Annotated in this window: 15 protein-coding genes; 10 read left to right on the top strand and 5 right to left on the bottom strand. The window is 36.6% G+C overall.

All coding sequences use genetic code 11. The annotated features are described in order from the left end of the window. Window positions 1–21 precede the first annotated feature (21 nt). From hprK to BM305_RS10290, 6 genes are read left to right on the top strand one after another with little or no spacing between them, the layout of a single operon-like run. Entirely contained in the window at window positions 22–948 is a 927-nt protein-coding gene (hprK, locus tag BM305_RS10315) for an HPr(Ser) kinase/phosphatase (protein WP_092560625.1), read from the top strand. Window positions 949–980: 32 nt separating this feature from the next. Next, the gene (locus BM305_RS10310) at window positions 981–1,922 is read left to right on the top strand and encodes an ROK family glucokinase (protein ID WP_092560624.1); all 942 of its coding nucleotides are present in this window, start codon (window positions 981–983) and stop codon (window positions 1,920–1,922) included. Between the two features lie 55 nt (window positions 1,923–1,977). Then, the gene (gene murB / locus BM305_RS10305; RefSeq protein WP_092560623.1) at window positions 1,978–2,913 is read left to right on the top strand and encodes a UDP-N-acetylmuramate dehydrogenase; all 936 of its coding nucleotides are present in this window, start codon (window positions 1,978–1,980) and stop codon (window positions 2,911–2,913) included. 26 nt (window positions 2,914–2,939) lie between these two features. Continuing rightward, window positions 2,940–3,845, top strand: coding sequence for an RNase adapter RapZ (gene rapZ / locus BM305_RS10300; protein WP_092560622.1), 906 nt, complete (start codon window positions 2,940–2,942; stop codon window positions 3,843–3,845). Window positions 3,846–3,847: 2 nt separating this feature from the next. Beyond that, window positions 3,848–4,801, top strand: coding sequence for a DNA-binding protein WhiA (gene whiA, locus BM305_RS10295; protein ID WP_092560621.1), 954 nt, complete (start codon window positions 3,848–3,850; stop codon window positions 4,799–4,801). Between the two features lie 5 nt (window positions 4,802–4,806). Next, window positions 4,807–5,061, top strand: coding sequence for an HPr family phosphocarrier protein (locus BM305_RS10290; protein WP_092560620.1), 255 nt, complete (start codon window positions 4,807–4,809; stop codon window positions 5,059–5,061). 75 nt (window positions 5,062–5,136) lie between these two features. On the opposite strand, the gene BM305_RS10285 is transcribed toward BM305_RS10290, so the two are convergent. Next, window positions 5,137–6,018, bottom strand: a complete 882-nt coding sequence (locus BM305_RS10285; RefSeq protein ID WP_092560619.1) for a hypothetical protein — start codon at window positions 6,016–6,018, stop codon at window positions 5,137–5,139. A 223-nt stretch (window positions 6,019–6,241) separates the two neighbouring features. Between BM305_RS10285 and BM305_RS10280 the strand changes: the two genes are divergently transcribed. The 4 genes from BM305_RS10280 to BM305_RS10265 all read left to right on the top strand — a co-directional run bounded on the left by BM305_RS10280 (window position 6,242) and on the right by BM305_RS10265 (window position 13,285). Next, on the top strand, window positions 6,242–6,856 hold the full coding sequence (locus BM305_RS10280; RefSeq protein ID WP_177214677.1) for a CpXC domain-containing protein: 615 nt from the start codon (window positions 6,242–6,244) through the stop codon (window positions 6,854–6,856). A gap of 46 nt (window positions 6,857–6,902) precedes the next feature. Further along, window positions 6,903–10,385, top strand: coding sequence for a DNA polymerase III subunit alpha (locus BM305_RS10275; protein WP_092560617.1), 3,483 nt, complete (start codon window positions 6,903–6,905; stop codon window positions 10,383–10,385). A 111-nt stretch (window positions 10,386–10,496) separates the two neighbouring features. Then, complete coding sequence (gene pfkA, locus BM305_RS10270; RefSeq protein ID WP_092560616.1) at window positions 10,497–11,471, top strand: 6-phosphofructokinase; 975 nt, start codon at window positions 10,497–10,499, stop codon at window positions 11,469–11,471. An 80-nt stretch (window positions 11,472–11,551) separates the two neighbouring features. Then, window positions 11,552–13,285 (top strand): ABC transporter ATP-binding protein, encoded by a 1,734-nt coding sequence (locus BM305_RS10265; RefSeq protein WP_092560615.1) that lies wholly within the window; start codon window positions 11,552–11,554, stop codon window positions 13,283–13,285. A 58-nt stretch (window positions 13,286–13,343) separates the two neighbouring features. Here the strand turns inward: BM305_RS10265 and BM305_RS10260 are convergent, their stop codons facing one another. The 4 genes from BM305_RS10260 to BM305_RS10245 form a co-directional block, all read right to left on the bottom strand. Then, window positions 13,344–13,907, bottom strand: a complete 564-nt coding sequence (locus tag BM305_RS10260) for a hypothetical protein (RefSeq protein ID WP_092560614.1) — start codon at window positions 13,905–13,907, stop codon at window positions 13,344–13,346. 106 nt (window positions 13,908–14,013) lie between these two features. Further along, window positions 14,014–14,352 (bottom strand): P-II family nitrogen regulator, encoded by a 339-nt coding sequence (locus tag BM305_RS10255; RefSeq protein ID WP_092560613.1) that lies wholly within the window; start codon window positions 14,350–14,352, stop codon window positions 14,014–14,016. Between the two features lie 30 nt (window positions 14,353–14,382). Next, window positions 14,383–15,624 carry an ammonium transporter gene (locus BM305_RS10250; RefSeq protein WP_334292821.1) on the bottom strand — a complete coding sequence of 414 codons (1,242 nt, stop codon included), beginning with the start codon at window positions 15,622–15,624 and terminating at the stop codon, window positions 14,383–14,385. Window positions 15,625–15,753: 129 nt separating this feature from the next. Next, the gene (locus tag BM305_RS10245) at window positions 15,754–17,190 is read right to left on the bottom strand and encodes a L,D-transpeptidase family protein (RefSeq protein ID WP_092560611.1); all 1,437 of its coding nucleotides are present in this window, start codon (window positions 17,188–17,190) and stop codon (window positions 15,754–15,756) included. Window positions 17,191–17,239 lie beyond the last annotated feature (49 nt).

Raw genomic sequence — 17,239 nt, 5'->3', positions numbered from 1 at the left:
AAGAAAGGAAGGATTTTATATATGTCATATACAGTTGATTTATCAAAAGTAATTGAAAAAATGAATTTGGAAAATTGTACTCCTGAGGTTGATATAGACGAAATTAAAGTATCACAATCTGATGTCAACAGACCTGCCTTACAGCTGGCTGGTTTTTTTGATTATTTTGATGCTAACCGGATTCAAATAATCGGTCAGGTTGAGTATACTTATATGCAGAAAATGGATAAAGACCATGGTGTAGCTATGATGGAACGAATTATGCAAGCAAAGGTTCCCTGCATAGTTATGTGTCGAAATTTAGACATTTCCCCTGAATTTGTAGAATTAAGTACCCGGTATGGTGTGCCTATTTTTAAAACCAGTAAGACAACCTCGTCCTTCATGGCAGAAGTAATCAGATGGCTGAAAGTTGAACTGGCTCCTCGAATATCCATTCATGGAGTATTGGTGGATGTATACGGAGAAGGATTACTAATCATGGGGGAAAGTGGAATTGGTAAAAGTGAGGCAGCATTGGAATTAATTAAACGTGGTCACCGTTTGGTTTCGGATGATGTTGTGGAGATAAAAAAAGTAAGCGATGAAACATTGATTGGTACTGCACCAGATATTACACGTCATTTTATTGAGTTGAGGGGTATTGGAATTATTGATGTAAAGACACTTTTTGGTGTGGAAAGTGTAAAAAATATTCAATCGATAGATTTAGTCATTAAGCTGGAGGAATGGAATAAGGAACAGGAATATGACCGTCTGGGACTAGAAGAGCAGTATACAGAATTTTTGGGAAATAAAGTAGTGTGTCATTCTATTCCTATTCGCCCAGGGCGTAATTTAGCCGTTATCTGTGAGTCCGCAGCAGTTAACTACAGACAGAAAAAGATGGGTTATAATGCAGCCAGAGAGCTTTATAACAGAGTAACAAATAACATAATGAAAAAATAAATAGAACGGTAGGTTTAGAAAGGTGGATTCGTATGGGAAAATACTGCATGGGAGTTGACGTAGGAGGTACTACAGTTAAAATTGGTTTATTTGATACAGAAGGCAATTTACAAGATAATTGGGAAATTGTTACTAGAAAGGATGAAGGAGGCTCCTATATTTTAAGTGATATTGCTGCCTCTCTTTTAGAAAAGTGGAATACCATGGGCATTCAGAAGGAAGATATAATTGGTATAGGTATTGGAATTCCAGGACCAATCAAAGAGGATGGTACAGTATTGAAATGTGCTAATCTTGGATGGGGAGTCTTTAATGTAGCAGATGAGGTGAGGAATCTGACAGGTATTGACAATGTAAAAGTTGGAAATGATGCAAATGTTGCTGCACTTGGAGAAATGTGGAAAGGCGGCGGAAAAGGTTACCAGGACATTGTAATGATTACATTAGGCACAGGAGTTGGTGGTGGTGTAATTATTGGTGGGAAAATTTTGACTGGGTCAAAGGGCGCTGCTGGAGAAATTGGACATATTACTGTTAATTATCAAGAAGAAGATACTTGTGGCTGTGGGAAACGAGGCTGTTTAGAGCAGTTTGCATCGGCAACTGGTATTGTGAAAGAAGCAAAACGTCTGTTAATTACTTCAGAAAAGCCATCTATGCTCCGAGAGGTTCAATATTTGTCAGCAAAGGCAATATTCGATTGTGCAAAAGAGGGTGATGAATTAGCAAATGTTCTTGTAGAACAATTAGGTTATTACCTTGGAATGGCTGCTTCTCATATTGCAGCAGTTGTAGATCCAGATGCCTTTGTCATTGGTGGCGGTGTATCCAGAGCAGGTGAAATCCTAACAACTGTTGTTAAAAAATATTATGAGCAGAACACAATGTTTGCATTAAAAAATAAAGAATTTCTTTTGGCAAAATTGGAAAATGACGCAGGCATTTTTGGTTGTGCAAAAATGGTGCTTGAATAAATATAGAATCATAGCATATATTAGGCTTATAAATGAATCATAGAAGAGGTAAAAAGTGTATCAGGAATTTGAAACAAAGTTGTCCCAGGTGATAGGAAAAAGTCAAATCAAAAAGGGCGAACCGTTATCAAAACACACGACGTTTAAAATAGGAGGACCTGCTGATTATTTTATTTCTCCCGAAAAGGAAGAATCGCTTAGTGAATTGATAAAAGTCTGTAATGAATATGAGATTCCTTTTTATGTAATTGGAAATGGGAGCAATCTGTTAGTTGGAGATAATGGCTTTCGTGGTGTAATAATCGAAATGCAGAATCAGTTTAGCAAGATTCAGATAGAACCATGGGAGGGAGCAACGAAAAGAATTACAGCTGGAGCTGGTATTATGTTGTCAAAGCTTTCTGGTGAAGCTGCTAGAAATGCTCTTACTGGGCTTGAGTTTGCAGCAGGTATACCTGGAACTCTTGGAGGAGCAGTTGCAATGAATGCAGGCGCTTATGATGGAGAAATAAAGGACTGTATTGTGAGTGCAAAAGTTATGACAAGACAAGGTGAGATACTAGTTTTAACCAGAGAACAGTTGGAACTGTCTTATAGGAAAAGCATCATTCAAAAGGAAGGCTACATTGTAATAGAGGCAGTTTTTTCTCTTAAAAATGGATATGAGTCAGCTATACGACAGAAGATGCAGGATTTTAATCAAAGACGTCGGGAAAAGCAGCCACTGGAATACCCTAGTGCAGGAAGTACTTTTAAGAGGCCAGAGGGGAATTTTGCGGGCAAGTTAATTATGGACGCAGGACTAAAAGGATTTCGAGTGGGAGATATGATGATATCGGATAAGCACTGTGGTTTTATGATTAACGTTGGCAATGGAACAGCTTATGATGCAGTGCAATTAATGAACAAGGTAGATATAATTGTATATGAGAAATTTGGTGTTCACTTAGAGCCAGAAGTAAGGTTAATTGGTGAATTTATAGAAAATTAGGTGTTGCAGAGAAGGTGAAACAAAGGATGAGGTTTGTCATAGTGTCGGGCATGTCTGGCGCGGGAAAAAGTTCAGTCTTAAAAATGTTAGAGGATGCAGGGTACTTTTGTGTAGATAATCTTCCTATTCCACTGATTCCAGTGTTGACAAAGCTGACAATTGGCGGAAGGAAAGAAGAGCAGGATGGGATGGCAATAGCGGAAGGACTACATGGAAAAGCTATATCTAAAGCAGCTCTTGGTGTGGATATCCGCAGCGGACAGGCATTAGAGGAATTGGACGAAATATTAAATCAATTAAAACAATTTGAAGTTAAGCCAGAAATTCTGTTTCTAGACTGTAATACAGAGGTACTGGTGAAACGTTATAAAGAAACAAGAAGAACGCATCCATTAATAAGTGCTGGAAGAATTGATGCAGGGATTGAACTGGAAAGAGAGAAGCTTGAGTTTTTAAAAACAAGAGCAGATTATATTATTGATACAAGCAGAATGTTGGTTCGCGATTTGAAAACAGAGATAGATAAAATTTTTGTAAAAGGCGAATCGTATCAGAACTTTTTTATCTCTATTGTTTCATTTGGCTTTAAGTACGGAATTCTGCAAGATGCAGATCTTGTATTTGATGTGAGATTTTTACCAAATCCTTATTATGTACCAGAATTAAAAAGAAAAACAGGTCAGGAGCAAGATGTATACGATTTTGTAATGAAATCAGAGCAAGCAGAGGTTTTTTTAAGCAAACTAGAGGATATGCTGAAGTTTCTTATTCCAAGTTATATTTTGGAAGGGAAGAACCAGCTAGTAGTTGGAATAGGCTGTACTGGTGGAAAACATCGTTCTGTTACAATTGCAAGAGCGATTGGTGATAAACTAGGTGAATATGGTTATGGGCTTAAGGTAGAACATAGAGATATTGCAAAGGATGTTTAGAAATGTCATTTTCGTTAAAGGTTAAAGAAGAAATATCAAGAGAAGTTCCTAGTGCCAGACATTGTTGTATAGCAGAGTTAGCTGCAATTATCAGTTTTTCTGGTGAGATTACAAATAGTAATACTGGAGGACATCAGATAAAAATTACAACAGAGAACTTGACAGTTGCTAGAAAATATTTTATTTTATTAAAGAATACATTTCATGTAAAAGCAGAGATTTCAGTAAAAAGAAATGTGGCATTAAGGAAAAATAACAGTTATTGTGTACTGGTAAGAACAAAGGCTGATGTTGAAAAAATACTTCTTGCTACAAAGCTGGTGGATGATTCAATCCGTGTATCAGAATCATTATTACCAAGTGTTCTGGTTGCTCAAAATACCTGCTGTAAGCGGGCATTTATCCGGGGTGCTTTTTTGGCATCAGGTTCAATCAGTGATCCTGCCAAGACTTATCATTTTGAAATAGTAACTATGTCTCCTGATAAAGCGGCAATGCTTAGTGAAATGATTCATTTTTTTGAAATTGACTCGAAAATTGTTGTAAGAAAGAAGTATTTTGTGGTATATATAAAAGAGGGGTCACAAATTGTTGATTTGTTGAATATCATGGAAGCACATGTGGCTCTTATGGACTTGGAAAATGTTAGAATTTTAAAGGAAATGCGTAACTCCATAAATCGTAAGGTAAATTGTGAAACAGCAAATATCAATAAAACAGTAATTGCAGCAACAAAGCAGATTGAGGACATTATATTTATACGTGATACCATTGGATTGAGTGAGTTGACAGAAGGACTTGAGGATGTGGCAACATTACGCATTGAACGTCCTGACATGTCATTAAAGGAATTAGGTGCAATGCTGAATCCACCTATAGGGAAGTCAGGTGTTAATCATAGGTTAAGAAAAATCAGTAAAATTGCTGATAGTTTGAGGGAACAGAAGGAGGAATAGGAAGTATGGTTACAAAGAAAATTACGATTAAGATTCCAACTGGTTTAGAAGCCAGACCAGTTGCAATACTTGTTCAAGTTGCCAGTCAATATGAAAGTGCTATTTATGTAGAATGTGAAGAAAAAAAGGTGAATGCTAAAAGTATTATGGGAATGATGAGTTTAGGCTTAGCAGCAGGTGAAGAAGTGATAGTTTCAGCATCTGGGGCAGATGAAGAAGAAGCCATGGAGAATATTGAGAAATATTTAAGCAGCAAATAGTAATCGGCTATGGTAAGTTAAAAAAGTCATCCAATAAAATACGGGATGACTTTTTTCGTTCATAGGGTATGTAAGTTAATCTGCATAGCAAAGTCCGTTAAAGCAGTCACCACCACTTACTTCGGTTCCATCCACAACCAGATTATTGGTATCAGAGCCTATTCTAATATATCCACTCTTTCTATCCACTAAGGTAGTAACATAGATCCAGTCAGAATCATCAGAAGCCGAAAACATTACAATTTCGCCAGGCTGTATGTCAAATGCAATGGATTGGTCATACCTTGATTTTGAAACAGGAATCTCAATATTAGCAGAAACCATTGTACCGACAGGATACATGCCTTTAGGTACTTCGGAAAAACCGATATACTCAAAATCACGCGTATCAGATGTCTGAAACATGGTGATGACATAGGTCGCTCTATGAAACCATGTCTGTAAGGTATTCCCACGTACAGTAGTAGAAAAAGTGTTATCTGAATTAATCTCAAATACGTCAGGAAGTCCTGCACAAACTCCGAGATAGGTAAGAACATGACCTATATAGCTATAAATATAGGTGGCATCATCGTTGCTGGGACCATATTCACCAATTAAAACAAATAAATCTTTACCGTATAAATTAGCAAGAAATATTTTTCCAGTCAGACCATAGCATGAGTTATCCAGAGTGTAATCACCTACAGTAAGAGAATAGCTTTCTTCGTCATCAGCTGGGACAAGAAGTTCAATGGTTTCGTCCTTGGAATCACCATCCAAATCTACAGAACTGCCTGAGGGAATCTCTACGATTTCACCTTGTAATGCTCTTTGGCGAAAGTCAGAGCCTTTGGATTCTGGTGTGGCAGACGGGGTACTGGAGGTGGGTGTAGTTTCGGCGTTTTTTTGTGGTGAACATCCAAATAGACAACATGAAATTAGAATTAAAAATAAAATATACGTTATTTTTCTCATAATATCCTCTCTTTCCTAAATTAATATATATAATTCAAAGTAACATATATGATAAAATAAAGTAATAAATATTTCTGACTAATATATTAAAAAAATCTTAACACGCAGGAGAACAGGCTTGCGATTTTACAAAAGATACACAGAAGAATTGACAGTAAAGTGTAAAAGGGATATGATTTTAGTACGAATAGTAAATGATAGCATGATAAATAAGAGGATAATTATGGATAATAAAGAGGAAATTGTACTAGTCTGCTCACAATGTGGCAGAAAAGAAGAATACAGTATCGTACATCGAATAGAACCAGTTCAAAAGGAAAAGGTGAAGGATATGTCCATTTTTCAGTGGAAATGTCCCCAGTGTGGAAAGGTTCAAAAACTGGTGTATCCCTGCTTTTATGTGGACAAGGATAAAAAGATTATTGTCCTTCTTCAGGGGCAGGGTGTGGAAACCATGCTGGATGAATCAGACTGGAAGCTGGATGGATATACAAAACGTATTTGCAGAACAATAGAAGAATTTTCAGAGAAAATTCGAGTTTTAGATTTAAGATTACAGGATAAAATAATAGAAATATTAAAACTGCTGTTATTTGCGCAGATTCATTTAAAGGAACCAGAACTGACGGACATCTTTTTCTATCAGATAGCAGAAGACGGCAGCTTTGAATTTACCATCAGGAAGGGAGATAGACCGGATGGCATAGCGGTTTCAGGGAAAATATATGAGGAGTTATGTGAAACAATTCCTGAGTATATAGATGAAGAGGAGATCGGGTTCTGCTGTATTGATTTGGACTGGGCAGGTTCTCAGATTGTAAAGGATCGGATTCAGTAAGTAAGCAAGGTAATGATATAATGAGATAAGAGAAAGGGGAACCGATATGAATTTCACACATTTACACGTACATACTGAGTACAGTCTGCTAGATGGTTCAAGTAAAATAAAGGAACTGATAACCCGCACGAAAGAGATTGGTATGGACAGCATTGCCATTACCGATCATGGTGTAATGTACGGTGTAATTGATTTTTATAAGGCAGCGAAAGCAGAAGGAATTAATCCTATTATTGGATGTGAAGTTTACGTGGCTCCAAATTCTCGTTTTGACCGTGAAGCAGGGCAAAGTGAAACAAGGTATAATCATCTTGTTCTTCTGGCAGAAAATAATCAAGGCTATAGCAATCTTATGAAAATTGTTTCAAAAGGTTTTACAGAGGGTTTTTATTATAAACCGCGAGTTGATTATGAGGTACTGGAACAATACCATGAAGGCATTATTGCTTTAAGTGCCTGTTTAGCTGGAGCAGTAGCAACCCAGCTGAGAAAAGGATTTTATGAAGAAGGGAAAAAAGAGGCAGTCCGGCTGAACAATTTATTTGGAGAGAATAATTTTTTCCTTGAACTACAAGATCATGGATTATCGGAACAGCAGGTGGTGAATCAGCAGTTAATACGTATGAGCCAGGAAACGGGAATAGGACTGGTTGCTACAAATGATATTCATTATATTTACGATAAAGATATGACACCCCACGATATTTTATTGTGCATTCAGACGCAGAAAAAGGTTTCAGATGAAAACAGGATGAAATATGAGGGTGGACAATTTTATTTAAAATCACCAGAGGAAATGCTGGAATTATTTCCATATGCAAAGGAAGCACTGGAGAACACATGGAAAATTTCCAGTAGATGTCATGTAGAAATTGAATTTGGTAATTATAAGCTTCCAAAATTTGATGTGCCAGAGGGCTATACAGCTTGGGAGTATTTAAGGAAGCAGTGTTTTGAGGGACTTTCCAGGCGTTATCAGAATCCAGATCATATACTAACAGAAAGACTGGAGTACGAATTAGAAACGATTCATAGTATGGGATTTGTGGATTATTTTCTTATTGTGTGGGACTTTATAAAGTATGCTAAGGATCATGGTATAATGGTAGGTCCAGGAAGAGGCTCCGCTGCGGGTAGTATTGTATCCTATTGCCTGGAAATTACGGATATTGACCCGATACGTTACAATCTTTTGTTTGAACGTTTTCTAAACCCTGAGCGGCTTACAATGCCAGATATCGATATTGACTTTTGTTTTGAAAGAAGGCAAGAGGTGATTGATTATGTAGTGCAAAAATATGGAAGTGACCGGGTGGTTCAAATTGTAACCTTTGGAACCATGGCAGCAAAGGCGGTAATTCGAGATGTAGGCAGAGCATTGGATTTGCCATATGCATATGTAGATTCGATTGCCAAAATGATTCCAACGGAGTTAGGAATTACAATTGAAAAAGCATTAAAGATAAATAAGGAATTAAAGCAGCTATATGATCAAGAAGACGAAGCAAAATATTTGATTGATATGTCTATGCGTTTAGAAGGGCTGCCACGTCATACTTCTATGCATGCAGCAGGAGTTGTAATCAGCAAAGAAGCAGTAGATGAATATGTACCTTTATCAAGAGCATCGGATAATACAATTACAACCCAGTTTACCATGACAACACTGGAAGAATTGGGACTTTTAAAAATGGATTTTCTTGGACTCAGAACTTTAACTGTTATTCAAAATGCAGTAAGGCTGATTAACAGAAAAATGCTGACTGACGGAAAAGAACTATCAGTTTATAATATTAATTATGATGACAAAAAGGTATTTGAACTGATTGGAACAGGCAGGACAGAAGGAATATTCCAGCTGGAAAGTGCAGGAATGAAAAGCTTTATGAAGGAGCTAAAGCCAGAAAGTATTGAAGACATTATAGCGGGTATTTCTTTATATCGTCCAGGTCCAATGGACTTTATACCAAAGTACATTAAAGGAAAAAACCAACAGGATACCATTGCTTATGATTGCCCAGAACTGGAGCCAATCTTATCGCCTACCTATGGCTGTATTGTTTATCAAGAACAGGTTATGCAGATTGTCCGGGATTTAGCGGGCTACAGTTATGGTAGAAGTGATTTGGTTCGTCGTGCTATGTCAAAGAAAAAAGCTTCTGTTATGGCGAAGGAACGTCAGAATTTTGTTTATGGAAATGAAGCAGAAGGTGTATTAGGCTGTGTAGTAAATGGAATATCAGAGGAAGTAGCTAACCGGATTTTCGATGAAATGACAGATTTTGCAAAATATGCATTTAATAAGTCTCATGCAGCAGCATATGCAGTAGTGTCTTATCAGACGGCATATCTAAAATATTATTTTCCAGTTGAATATATGGCGGCTCTTATGACTTCTGTAATCGATAATACCAGCAAGGTTTCTGAGTATATACTAACCTGCCGTCAGATGGGGATTCCCATTTTGCCGCCTGATATTAATGAAGGAGAAGCAGTTTTTTCCGTTTCAGGGAATGCAATCCGTTATGGCTTATCGGCAATCAAAGGTCTTGGGAAACCAGTAATTCATGCTATTGTAGAGGAGCGGGAGCAGAATGGTAAATTCACTTCATTAAAAGATGTAGTACTGCGTTTGTCAGGAAAAGAAGTGAATAAGAGGACAATGGAGAATTTTATTAAGGCAGGTGCACTGGATAGTTTAGAAGGAACTAGAAAGCAGAAGATGCAGGTGTATGTTCAGGTAATTGATTCTGTAAACCAGGAGAAGAAAAGCAGTATGACAGGCCAGATTTCCTTGTTTGATTTTGTAGGGAAGGAAGATGGTTTTGAAAATGAAATTGCTTTTCCTGATGTAGGAGAGTTTGAAAGGGAACAATTGCTTGCATTTGAAAAAGAAGTTTTAGGAATCTATGTAAGTGGACATCCGCTGGAAAAGTATGAAAGTGTGTGGACAAAAAATATAACGAAAACATCTGCCGATTTTGCTTTAGATGAAACGGGATATGTTAAAGTTCAGGACGGCAGTTTTGAAACAATTGGAGGTATGATGGTCTCCAAGACAATTAAGTCTACTAGAGATAATAATATGATGGCATTTGTTATGATAGAAGATTTGTTTGGAGCTGTTGAAGTAATATTGTTTCCAAGAGTATATGAAAAGTATAAAGAATATCTGACAGAGGATGAAAAGCTTTTTATAAAAGGGAAGGTTACAGTAGAAGAAGATAAGCCAGCCAAATTAATCGGACAGAAAATAATGAGGTTTGCCCAGATTCCCAAGGAAGTATGGATTCAATTTAAAAATAAGCAGGAATTTTTAGATAACGAGTACCATCTGTTGCAGATATTAAAACAGTTTCCAGGCAGTGAAGAGGTAATGATTTATTGCCGTGAGGAAAAAATTAAGAAGAAATTACCATTGCAATACGGCATTACTGTTGAAAATCAAGTACTGGATAGATTAAAAAATGACTTTTTTGACGAAAATATAAAAGTTGTTGAAAAGAGTATTGAAAATAATACAATTTAGAGGTAAAATGGTAAATGATTAATTTTTGCAGGGCATGTATTGTGATAAGTGAATTTTTTAACAATGATTTACTTATTTTTTACTATATATAATTCGTGTGGAGGTATAAAAATGACAAAGGAAATAAATACAATAGGTGTTTTGACAAGTGGTGGAGATGCACCAGGTATGAATGCAGCGATTCGTGCAGTTGTAAGAACAGCATTAGCGAATGGAAAAAAGGTGAAGGGTATCCGCAGAGGCTATAGTGGTCTGTTAGAAGAAGATATTTTCGATATGGACGCATATAGTGTGGCTGATATTATTGGAAGAGGCGGTACTATTCTTTACACAGCAAGATGTGCTGAATTCAGAACTGAGGAAGGGCAGAAAAAGGGTGCAGAAATCTGTGAAAAACACGGTATTGATGGATTAGTTGTAATTGGTGGAGATGGTTCCTTTCAAGGTGCCAGAAAACTGGCTAATTTAGGTATTAACACCATTGGCCTTCCAGGAACAATTGACCTTGACATTGCCTGTACGGAATATACCATTGGCTTTGACACAGCTGTTAATACAGCGATGGAAGCAATTGATAAAATCCGTGACACGTCTACTTCACATGAAAGATGTAGTGTTATTGAGGTAATGGGAAGAAATGCAGGATATATTGCATTATGGTGCGGTATAGCAAATGGAGCAGAGCAGATTTTAATTACCGAGCGATATGATTTCGACGAGCAGGCAATTATCAATAATATTATTGAAAAAAGAAATAAAGGAAAGAAGCACTATATTATTGTAAATGCGGAAGGAATTGGACGATCCGAAGAACTTGCGAAAAAGGTAGAAGCTGCTACAGGTATGGAAGCAAGAGCTACCATTATTGGACATATTCAGCGTGGCGGAAGTCCAACGTGTAAGGACAGGGTATATGCCTCTATGATGGGAGCAAGAGCAGTAGATTTATTATGTCAAGGTGCCTCAAACAGAGTGGTTGGATATAAAGAAGGCAGTTTTGTAGACTTTGATATTCAAGAAGCACTTTCAATGACAAAGGATATTGATCAGTACATGTATGATATGTCTAGGAAGTTATCTAGATAATTATTTTCTGAAGATAATGTGAGGGTCTATGACAGAGTAATATCTGTTGTAGGCCTTGTTTTTACTTGAAAGGATGAAAAATGAATAATAGAACAAAGAAGTTTTTTTCTTTTTATAAGCCATATATGGGATTGTTCCTATTAGATATGTTTTGTGCATTCATTGTGGCAGGCATAACATTAGTAAACCCATTAATTATTCGATATATTACCAATACAGTATTACCTGACTATAACAGTAATGACGCTGTTACCATCATAGCCAGGCTGGGACTGATTATGCTTGGACTTGCCGTAATTCAATTTGTCTGTAATTATTTTGTTACCTATAAAGGCCATATGATGGGTGCTTATATGGAATATGACATGAGAAATGAGTTATTTGAGCACTATCAAAAGTTGTCATTTAATTTCTATGATAATCAAAAGACAGGCCAGCTTATGTCAAGAATAACAAATGACTTATTTGATATTACAGAACTATGCCATCATGGACCAGAAGATGTAGTGATATCCTTTATCAAAATAACAGGCGCCTTTGTTATTTTATTAAATGTAAATCCGTGGCTTACACTGGTTGTATTTGCATTTATTCCTATTATGGTTTTGTTTGCAATGTTTATTCGAAAAAAGATGCATGCGGCCTTTAAGAGAAACAGAGAACGGGTAGCAGAAATAAATGCACAGGTAGAGGATAACTTATCAGGAATAAGGGTGGTGAAATCTTTTGCAAACGAAGAACTGGAAATAGAACATTTCAAAATGGGTAATGACAGATTTGTTAATAGTAAGAGAAGCAGTTATTTAAATATGGCAAATTTTCATGCAGGACTTGGTTTTTTTATTTCATTATTAAATATTGCTGTTATTATTGGAGGGGCTGCGTTCATTAGCAAGGATACCATTAACATGGCGGATTTGATTACATTTTTACTATATATTAATAACCTGATTGAACCAGTCCAAAAGTTAATAAATTTTACAGAACAATTTCAAAATGGAATTACGGGATTTAACCGGTTTATGGATATACTGGAGATTGAGCCTGATATTATAGATAGTAAGGGTGCCATCGAGTTAGTTAATCCCAAAGGGGATATTGAGTTTTCAGACGTAGCTTTTAAATATCAGGATACTATAAATGAAGTGTTCCGAAATATTAACTTAAAGGTAAAAGCAGGAGAATACATGGCTTTGGTTGGTTCTTCCGGTGTAGGAAAAACAACCATGTGCAGTTTAATTCCCAGATTTTACGAGACTACATCAGGTGAGATTAAAATAGATGGAATAAATATTCGGGATATTCAATTAAAATCACTAAGAAAAAATATAGGTGTTGTGCAGCAAGATGTTTATTTGTTTGCAGGTACTGTAATAGATAATATACGATATGGAAAGCTAGAAGCAACCAGGGAGCAGGTAATCGAGGCTGCAAAGAATGCCAATGCCCATGATTTTATAATGGAACTGCCAGATGGATATGATACGTATATAGGACAAAGGGGAATTAAGCTTTCAGGGGGCCAGAAGCAGCGCCTTAGTATCGCCAGGGTATTTTTAAAAGATCCGTCTATTCTGATTTTTGACGAAGCAACCTCTGCATTAGATAATGAAAGTGAAAAAATTGTTCAGGAGTCTTTAGAAAAGTTAGCTAAAAATAGAACGACGTTTGTGATAGCACATAGGTTAACCACAATACGTAATGCAAAACATATTATTGTATTGACCGAAGATGGAATTAAGGAGCAGGGAACACATGAAGAACTGCTGAAAAAAGGTGGCATTTACAGCAAACTATATACCATGACAAAATAGAATGACTTTTATTTTAAAGCAAGAAGACAGATTCAGCTTGACTGAATCTGTCTTCTTATTACATACTTGCTATATTCTCTTTATCTTGTTCTGTGCTGTCTGAAATCTCTTCGTCTAAGTCTATTACGGTAACATTTGTATCCTCTTCTGAATTTTTAACATGTGAAATGATGTCTTTTGCGCCATCTTTTACATCATAAGCAATTTTAGAAGCAGAATCCTTAACTTCGTCGGCAATAATAGAAGCAGAAATCCTCACATCATTTGCAATAATAGAGGCCGAATCTTTTACCTCGTCGGCAATTTTAGAGGCAGATTCTTTTACATCTCCAGCCACCTGGGAAGCTGCCTCTTTCACATTATCTGCTACTTGAGAAGCAGTTTCCTTCACATTATCCAAATTCAACGTAACATATTCTCTTTCAGCAGAAGCATTTGAAGAGTTTTTGTCTGAATCATTTGAGAGATTAGGATGTTCACCAAATTCATTATCATCGAAATCGTCAAAATCATCAAAATCAGTATCATTCCTTTTATGACCATTTTTCATAAAGTAATATATGCTGCCAGCAACAGCAACAAGAGAAAAAGCGGTAAATAGAAACTTAATGATTTTTTTCATGTACTCTACTTCCTTTCTATAATAATTATATCCTCAATTACCTATTATAATTCTACATAGAAAAAAATAAAAGTCAAACTTTTTTGAAAGTACATGATAAAAAATGTTACAGTGCTTTGTCACCGTGTTCTTTTGTACGGATTCTAATGCAGTCCAATACATCGGATATAAAAATCTTACCATCACCATACTCACCAGTTTCAGCAACAGAGGTGATAGTTTCAATAATTTCAGCTAGCCGCTCATCTGGTACAACAATACGAATTTCAACTTTGGATAAAGTATTCAGCATTATGGTATTTCCCTGAATGGATTCTGTAAATCCCATCTGCTTTCCGCAGCCAAGTACCTGATTAATAGTAAGACCGTTGAATTCCCTTTGAAGCAATGCTGTCTTTAATGGCTCCAGTTTCTCAGGACGAATGATGGCTTCAATTTTTTTCATGTAATCACCTTCTTTTCAATTTTTATTAGTTTAATCTAAACCTGTAAAAGCAGGGTATGCAGATTCACTGTGTTCTGTAATATCAAGTCCCTGTGCTTCTTCTTCAGGAGTAACACGAATACTCATAAATTTTTTCATAATAAATAGAATAACAAAGGTTGCAGCGCCTGCAAAAACCATAGTAATAACAATACTTATAATTTGTGCAACAAATAGCTTGGTTTCTCCAAAGAACAGACCATCCCATTTCGCTGTGCTGTTAATGGATCTCTGTGCAAATATGCCAGTTGCAATACCGCCCCAGACACCGCCGATTCCATGACATCCAAAAGCATCAAGTGCGTCATCATATCCAAACTTTTCCTTTATCTTTGTCATAGTAAAATAGCAGATCGGGCTGACTAATGCACCAATAATCATGGAAGCCCAAATGGATACAAACCCAGCACCTGGTGTAATTGCTACAAGACCAACAACTGCGCCTGTAGCTGTACCTAAAGCAGTAGGCTTTCCATGTATAATTCTTTCTAGAAGCATCCATGAAAGCATGGCTGTTGCTGCTGAAGTATTTGTAGTAAGAATGGCATGAACTGCTAAACCGTCTGCTGCTAAAGCACTTCCGCCATTAAATCCGAACCAGCCAAACCATAGAAGACCAGCACCGAGAATCACAAATGGAATGTTATGTGGCTTATAGGATACCATTCCGAATCCGCGTCTCTTTCCAAGCATAATACATGCAACAAGCCCTGAAATACCAGAACTGATATGCACTACGTTTCCGCCGGCAAAATCAATACAATTTAACTCTCTTATAAATCCACCATCGCCCCACACCATATGTGCTAAAGGATAGTATACAATGATAGACCATGCAGTGATAAAAATGAACAGTGCAGAAAACTTCATTCTTCCTGCTACAGCACCACATATAAGAGCAGGTGTGATAATAGCAAACATCATTTGAAATACAGCAAATAGGCTTTCTGGAAGTGTACTGGAGTAAGCAGGATTTGGTTCGGCACCAACTCCGTTAAAAAAAGCATTGCTTAAACTGCCAATGAATCCACCGTGATCGGTTCCAAAGGATAACGAATACCCAAACGCTACCCAGAGAATAGAGCCAACTCCGCAAATAAAGAAACAGGACATTAAGGTGTTCAAAGTATTTTTTCTTCTTTCCAGTCCAGAATAAAATAATGCTAATCCTGGAGTCATAAGAAAGACAAATGCTGAGCACATTATAATAAATGCGCTGTTTGCTAAACTAATTTCCATGATAATACATTCCCTTCTTAGGTTCTTTTTGTAAACAAAAAAAGGCGAATAACTTTATGTTATTAAAACATAATGGGTTATCGCCTTCGATATAACAAAAGTATACATATTTTTTCGGAAATGTCAATTATTTTTTTTGTTACTTAAATTACTTGTATTTTCTTCAGCAGTTTTTTTAATCAATTTACCGTTGTAGCAAACGACAGGAGTTCCCTTTTCAATGTTTTCAAATACAATCTTTGCAACCTTGGGAGGGAGGTTAACACAGCCGTGGGAGCCTTTTGTCTTATAAATGTCCCCGCCAAATTCATTACGCCAGCTGGCATCATGCATTCCAACATTGTAGTAAAAAGGCATCCAGTATTTTACTGCGGAACTATAATCCTCACCAACTAAAGTAGCCTCTCGTTCTTTGTAAGTAATCTGGTAAATTCCAGTTGGAGTACCTAGATTTTTGCTAATATTACCACTGACCAAATCGGAATCAATGACAAGGTTGCCTTCTTTATATACCCAAAGGTGCTGATTGGTAAGGTCAATCTCAACATAGCTGTTGCCAATATCGTTGGTTGCCCGTGAAACAGCCACTTGCTGATAGACAGGTTCTCTGGTTACACTTTTACCTTCTTTAATAATTTCAACAATAGCTTCTGTTTCCTGAGCTCGATTAATTAGCCACCCATAATCTCCGCCGCTGACTGTAAGCTGACTATTGTCATGAGCAATAAATTCTCTTTTTGAGCCAAAAGTATTATAGGTACGGGCAAGATAGTCTACATATTCCCTGACCTTCTCAAGGCTGAAATCCACATCAAAATCAGAGGTAACGTACATCCAGTCTTTAATAAAAACGCGGTCAAGTATTTCACTGCGGTCATCAAAGTCATAGGTAATTACCACATTCAGATAAGTGTTTAGTTTTTTGGTAAGCTGAAGTAACACAGGAGAATTCTGGGTATACTTTGGTACAGCATAAATATCAAGTTCCTCAAGAGATAAATGTTCTGCGCCGTCTTCCACAGCCTGTTTTACGCTTTGATATAAGGCATTCTCGGTAATGTAAGCACCAGTTTCCTCTGGAATGATAGTATACTCGGTGTCATTATAGTTAATATAAGCATCAACAGGTGGTATATTGTTTTTTTCCTGAAGAAAAACTAAATGATTCACCAAATCTGATAATAAGTCAGAATCATAGCCAGCTTCAATATGCATTTCCAGGTCATTCATTCCAAATAAGGCAATGGGCCACTTAAAAGGATTTTGGGTTTCCATAAGTCTTTCAATGGTTCCATCTGGTATATAATGATAATCAATATCTTCGGCACTTATGTAGTCGATCAGTCCATTCCGCCCTTCTATTGTAAGTTGATAAGTCTGAACAGTTTCATTAATGCTCCGTTCAACCTCATCAGCAGTTTTTCCACAGTAATTCACACCATTAATGACAGAACCAAAATAAAACCGTTCTTTGAAAAATAAGCTAATGCTAAAATAAATCACTAGAAAAATTAATATTATGCAAGTGATAATAATAATACGTTTTCTCTTTTTGTACACGCTATCTCCTCATTTCTAATACTGTCGTTTTAAGTATATCATTAGATTG

Origin of the sequence: Anaeromicropila populeti (assembly GCF_900112775.1) — a bacterium.
GTDB lineage: Bacteria > Bacillota > Clostridia > Lachnospirales > Lachnospiraceae > Anaeromicropila_A > Anaeromicropila_A populeti.
This window is presented reverse-complemented; position numbering and strand designations above follow the sequence as displayed.

Coding starts and splice junctions, on each gene's coding strand:
- BM305_RS10275 (WP_092560617.1), top strand. CDS start 6,903: ATGAATTTCACACATTTACACGTACATACTGAGTACAGTCTGCTAGAT.
- hprK (WP_092560625.1), top strand. CDS start 22: ATGTCATATACAGTTGATTTATCAAAAGTAATTGAAAAAATGAATTTG.
- whiA (WP_092560621.1), top strand. CDS start 3,848: ATGTCATTTTCGTTAAAGGTTAAAGAAGAAATATCAAGAGAAGTTCCT.
- pfkA (WP_092560616.1), top strand. CDS start 10,497: ATGACAAAGGAAATAAATACAATAGGTGTTTTGACAAGTGGTGGAGAT.
- BM305_RS10310 (WP_092560624.1), top strand. CDS start 981: ATGGGAAAATACTGCATGGGAGTTGACGTAGGAGGTACTACAGTTAAA.
- BM305_RS10255 (WP_092560613.1), bottom strand. CDS start 14,352: ATGAAAAAAATTGAAGCCATCATTCGTCCTGAGAAACTGGAGCCATTA.
- BM305_RS10260 (WP_092560614.1), bottom strand. CDS start 13,907: ATGAAAAAAATCATTAAGTTTCTATTTACCGCTTTTTCTCTTGTTGCT.
- BM305_RS10285 (WP_092560619.1), bottom strand. CDS start 6,018: ATGAGAAAAATAACGTATATTTTATTTTTAATTCTAATTTCATGTTGT.
- BM305_RS10265 (WP_092560615.1), top strand. CDS start 11,552: ATGAATAATAGAACAAAGAAGTTTTTTTCTTTTTATAAGCCATATATG.
- BM305_RS10290 (WP_092560620.1), top strand. CDS start 4,807: ATGGTTACAAAGAAAATTACGATTAAGATTCCAACTGGTTTAGAAGCC.
- BM305_RS10280 (WP_177214677.1), top strand. CDS start 6,242: ATGGATAATAAAGAGGAAATTGTACTAGTCTGCTCACAATGTGGCAGA.
- rapZ (WP_092560622.1), top strand. CDS start 2,940: ATGAGGTTTGTCATAGTGTCGGGCATGTCTGGCGCGGGAAAAAGTTCA.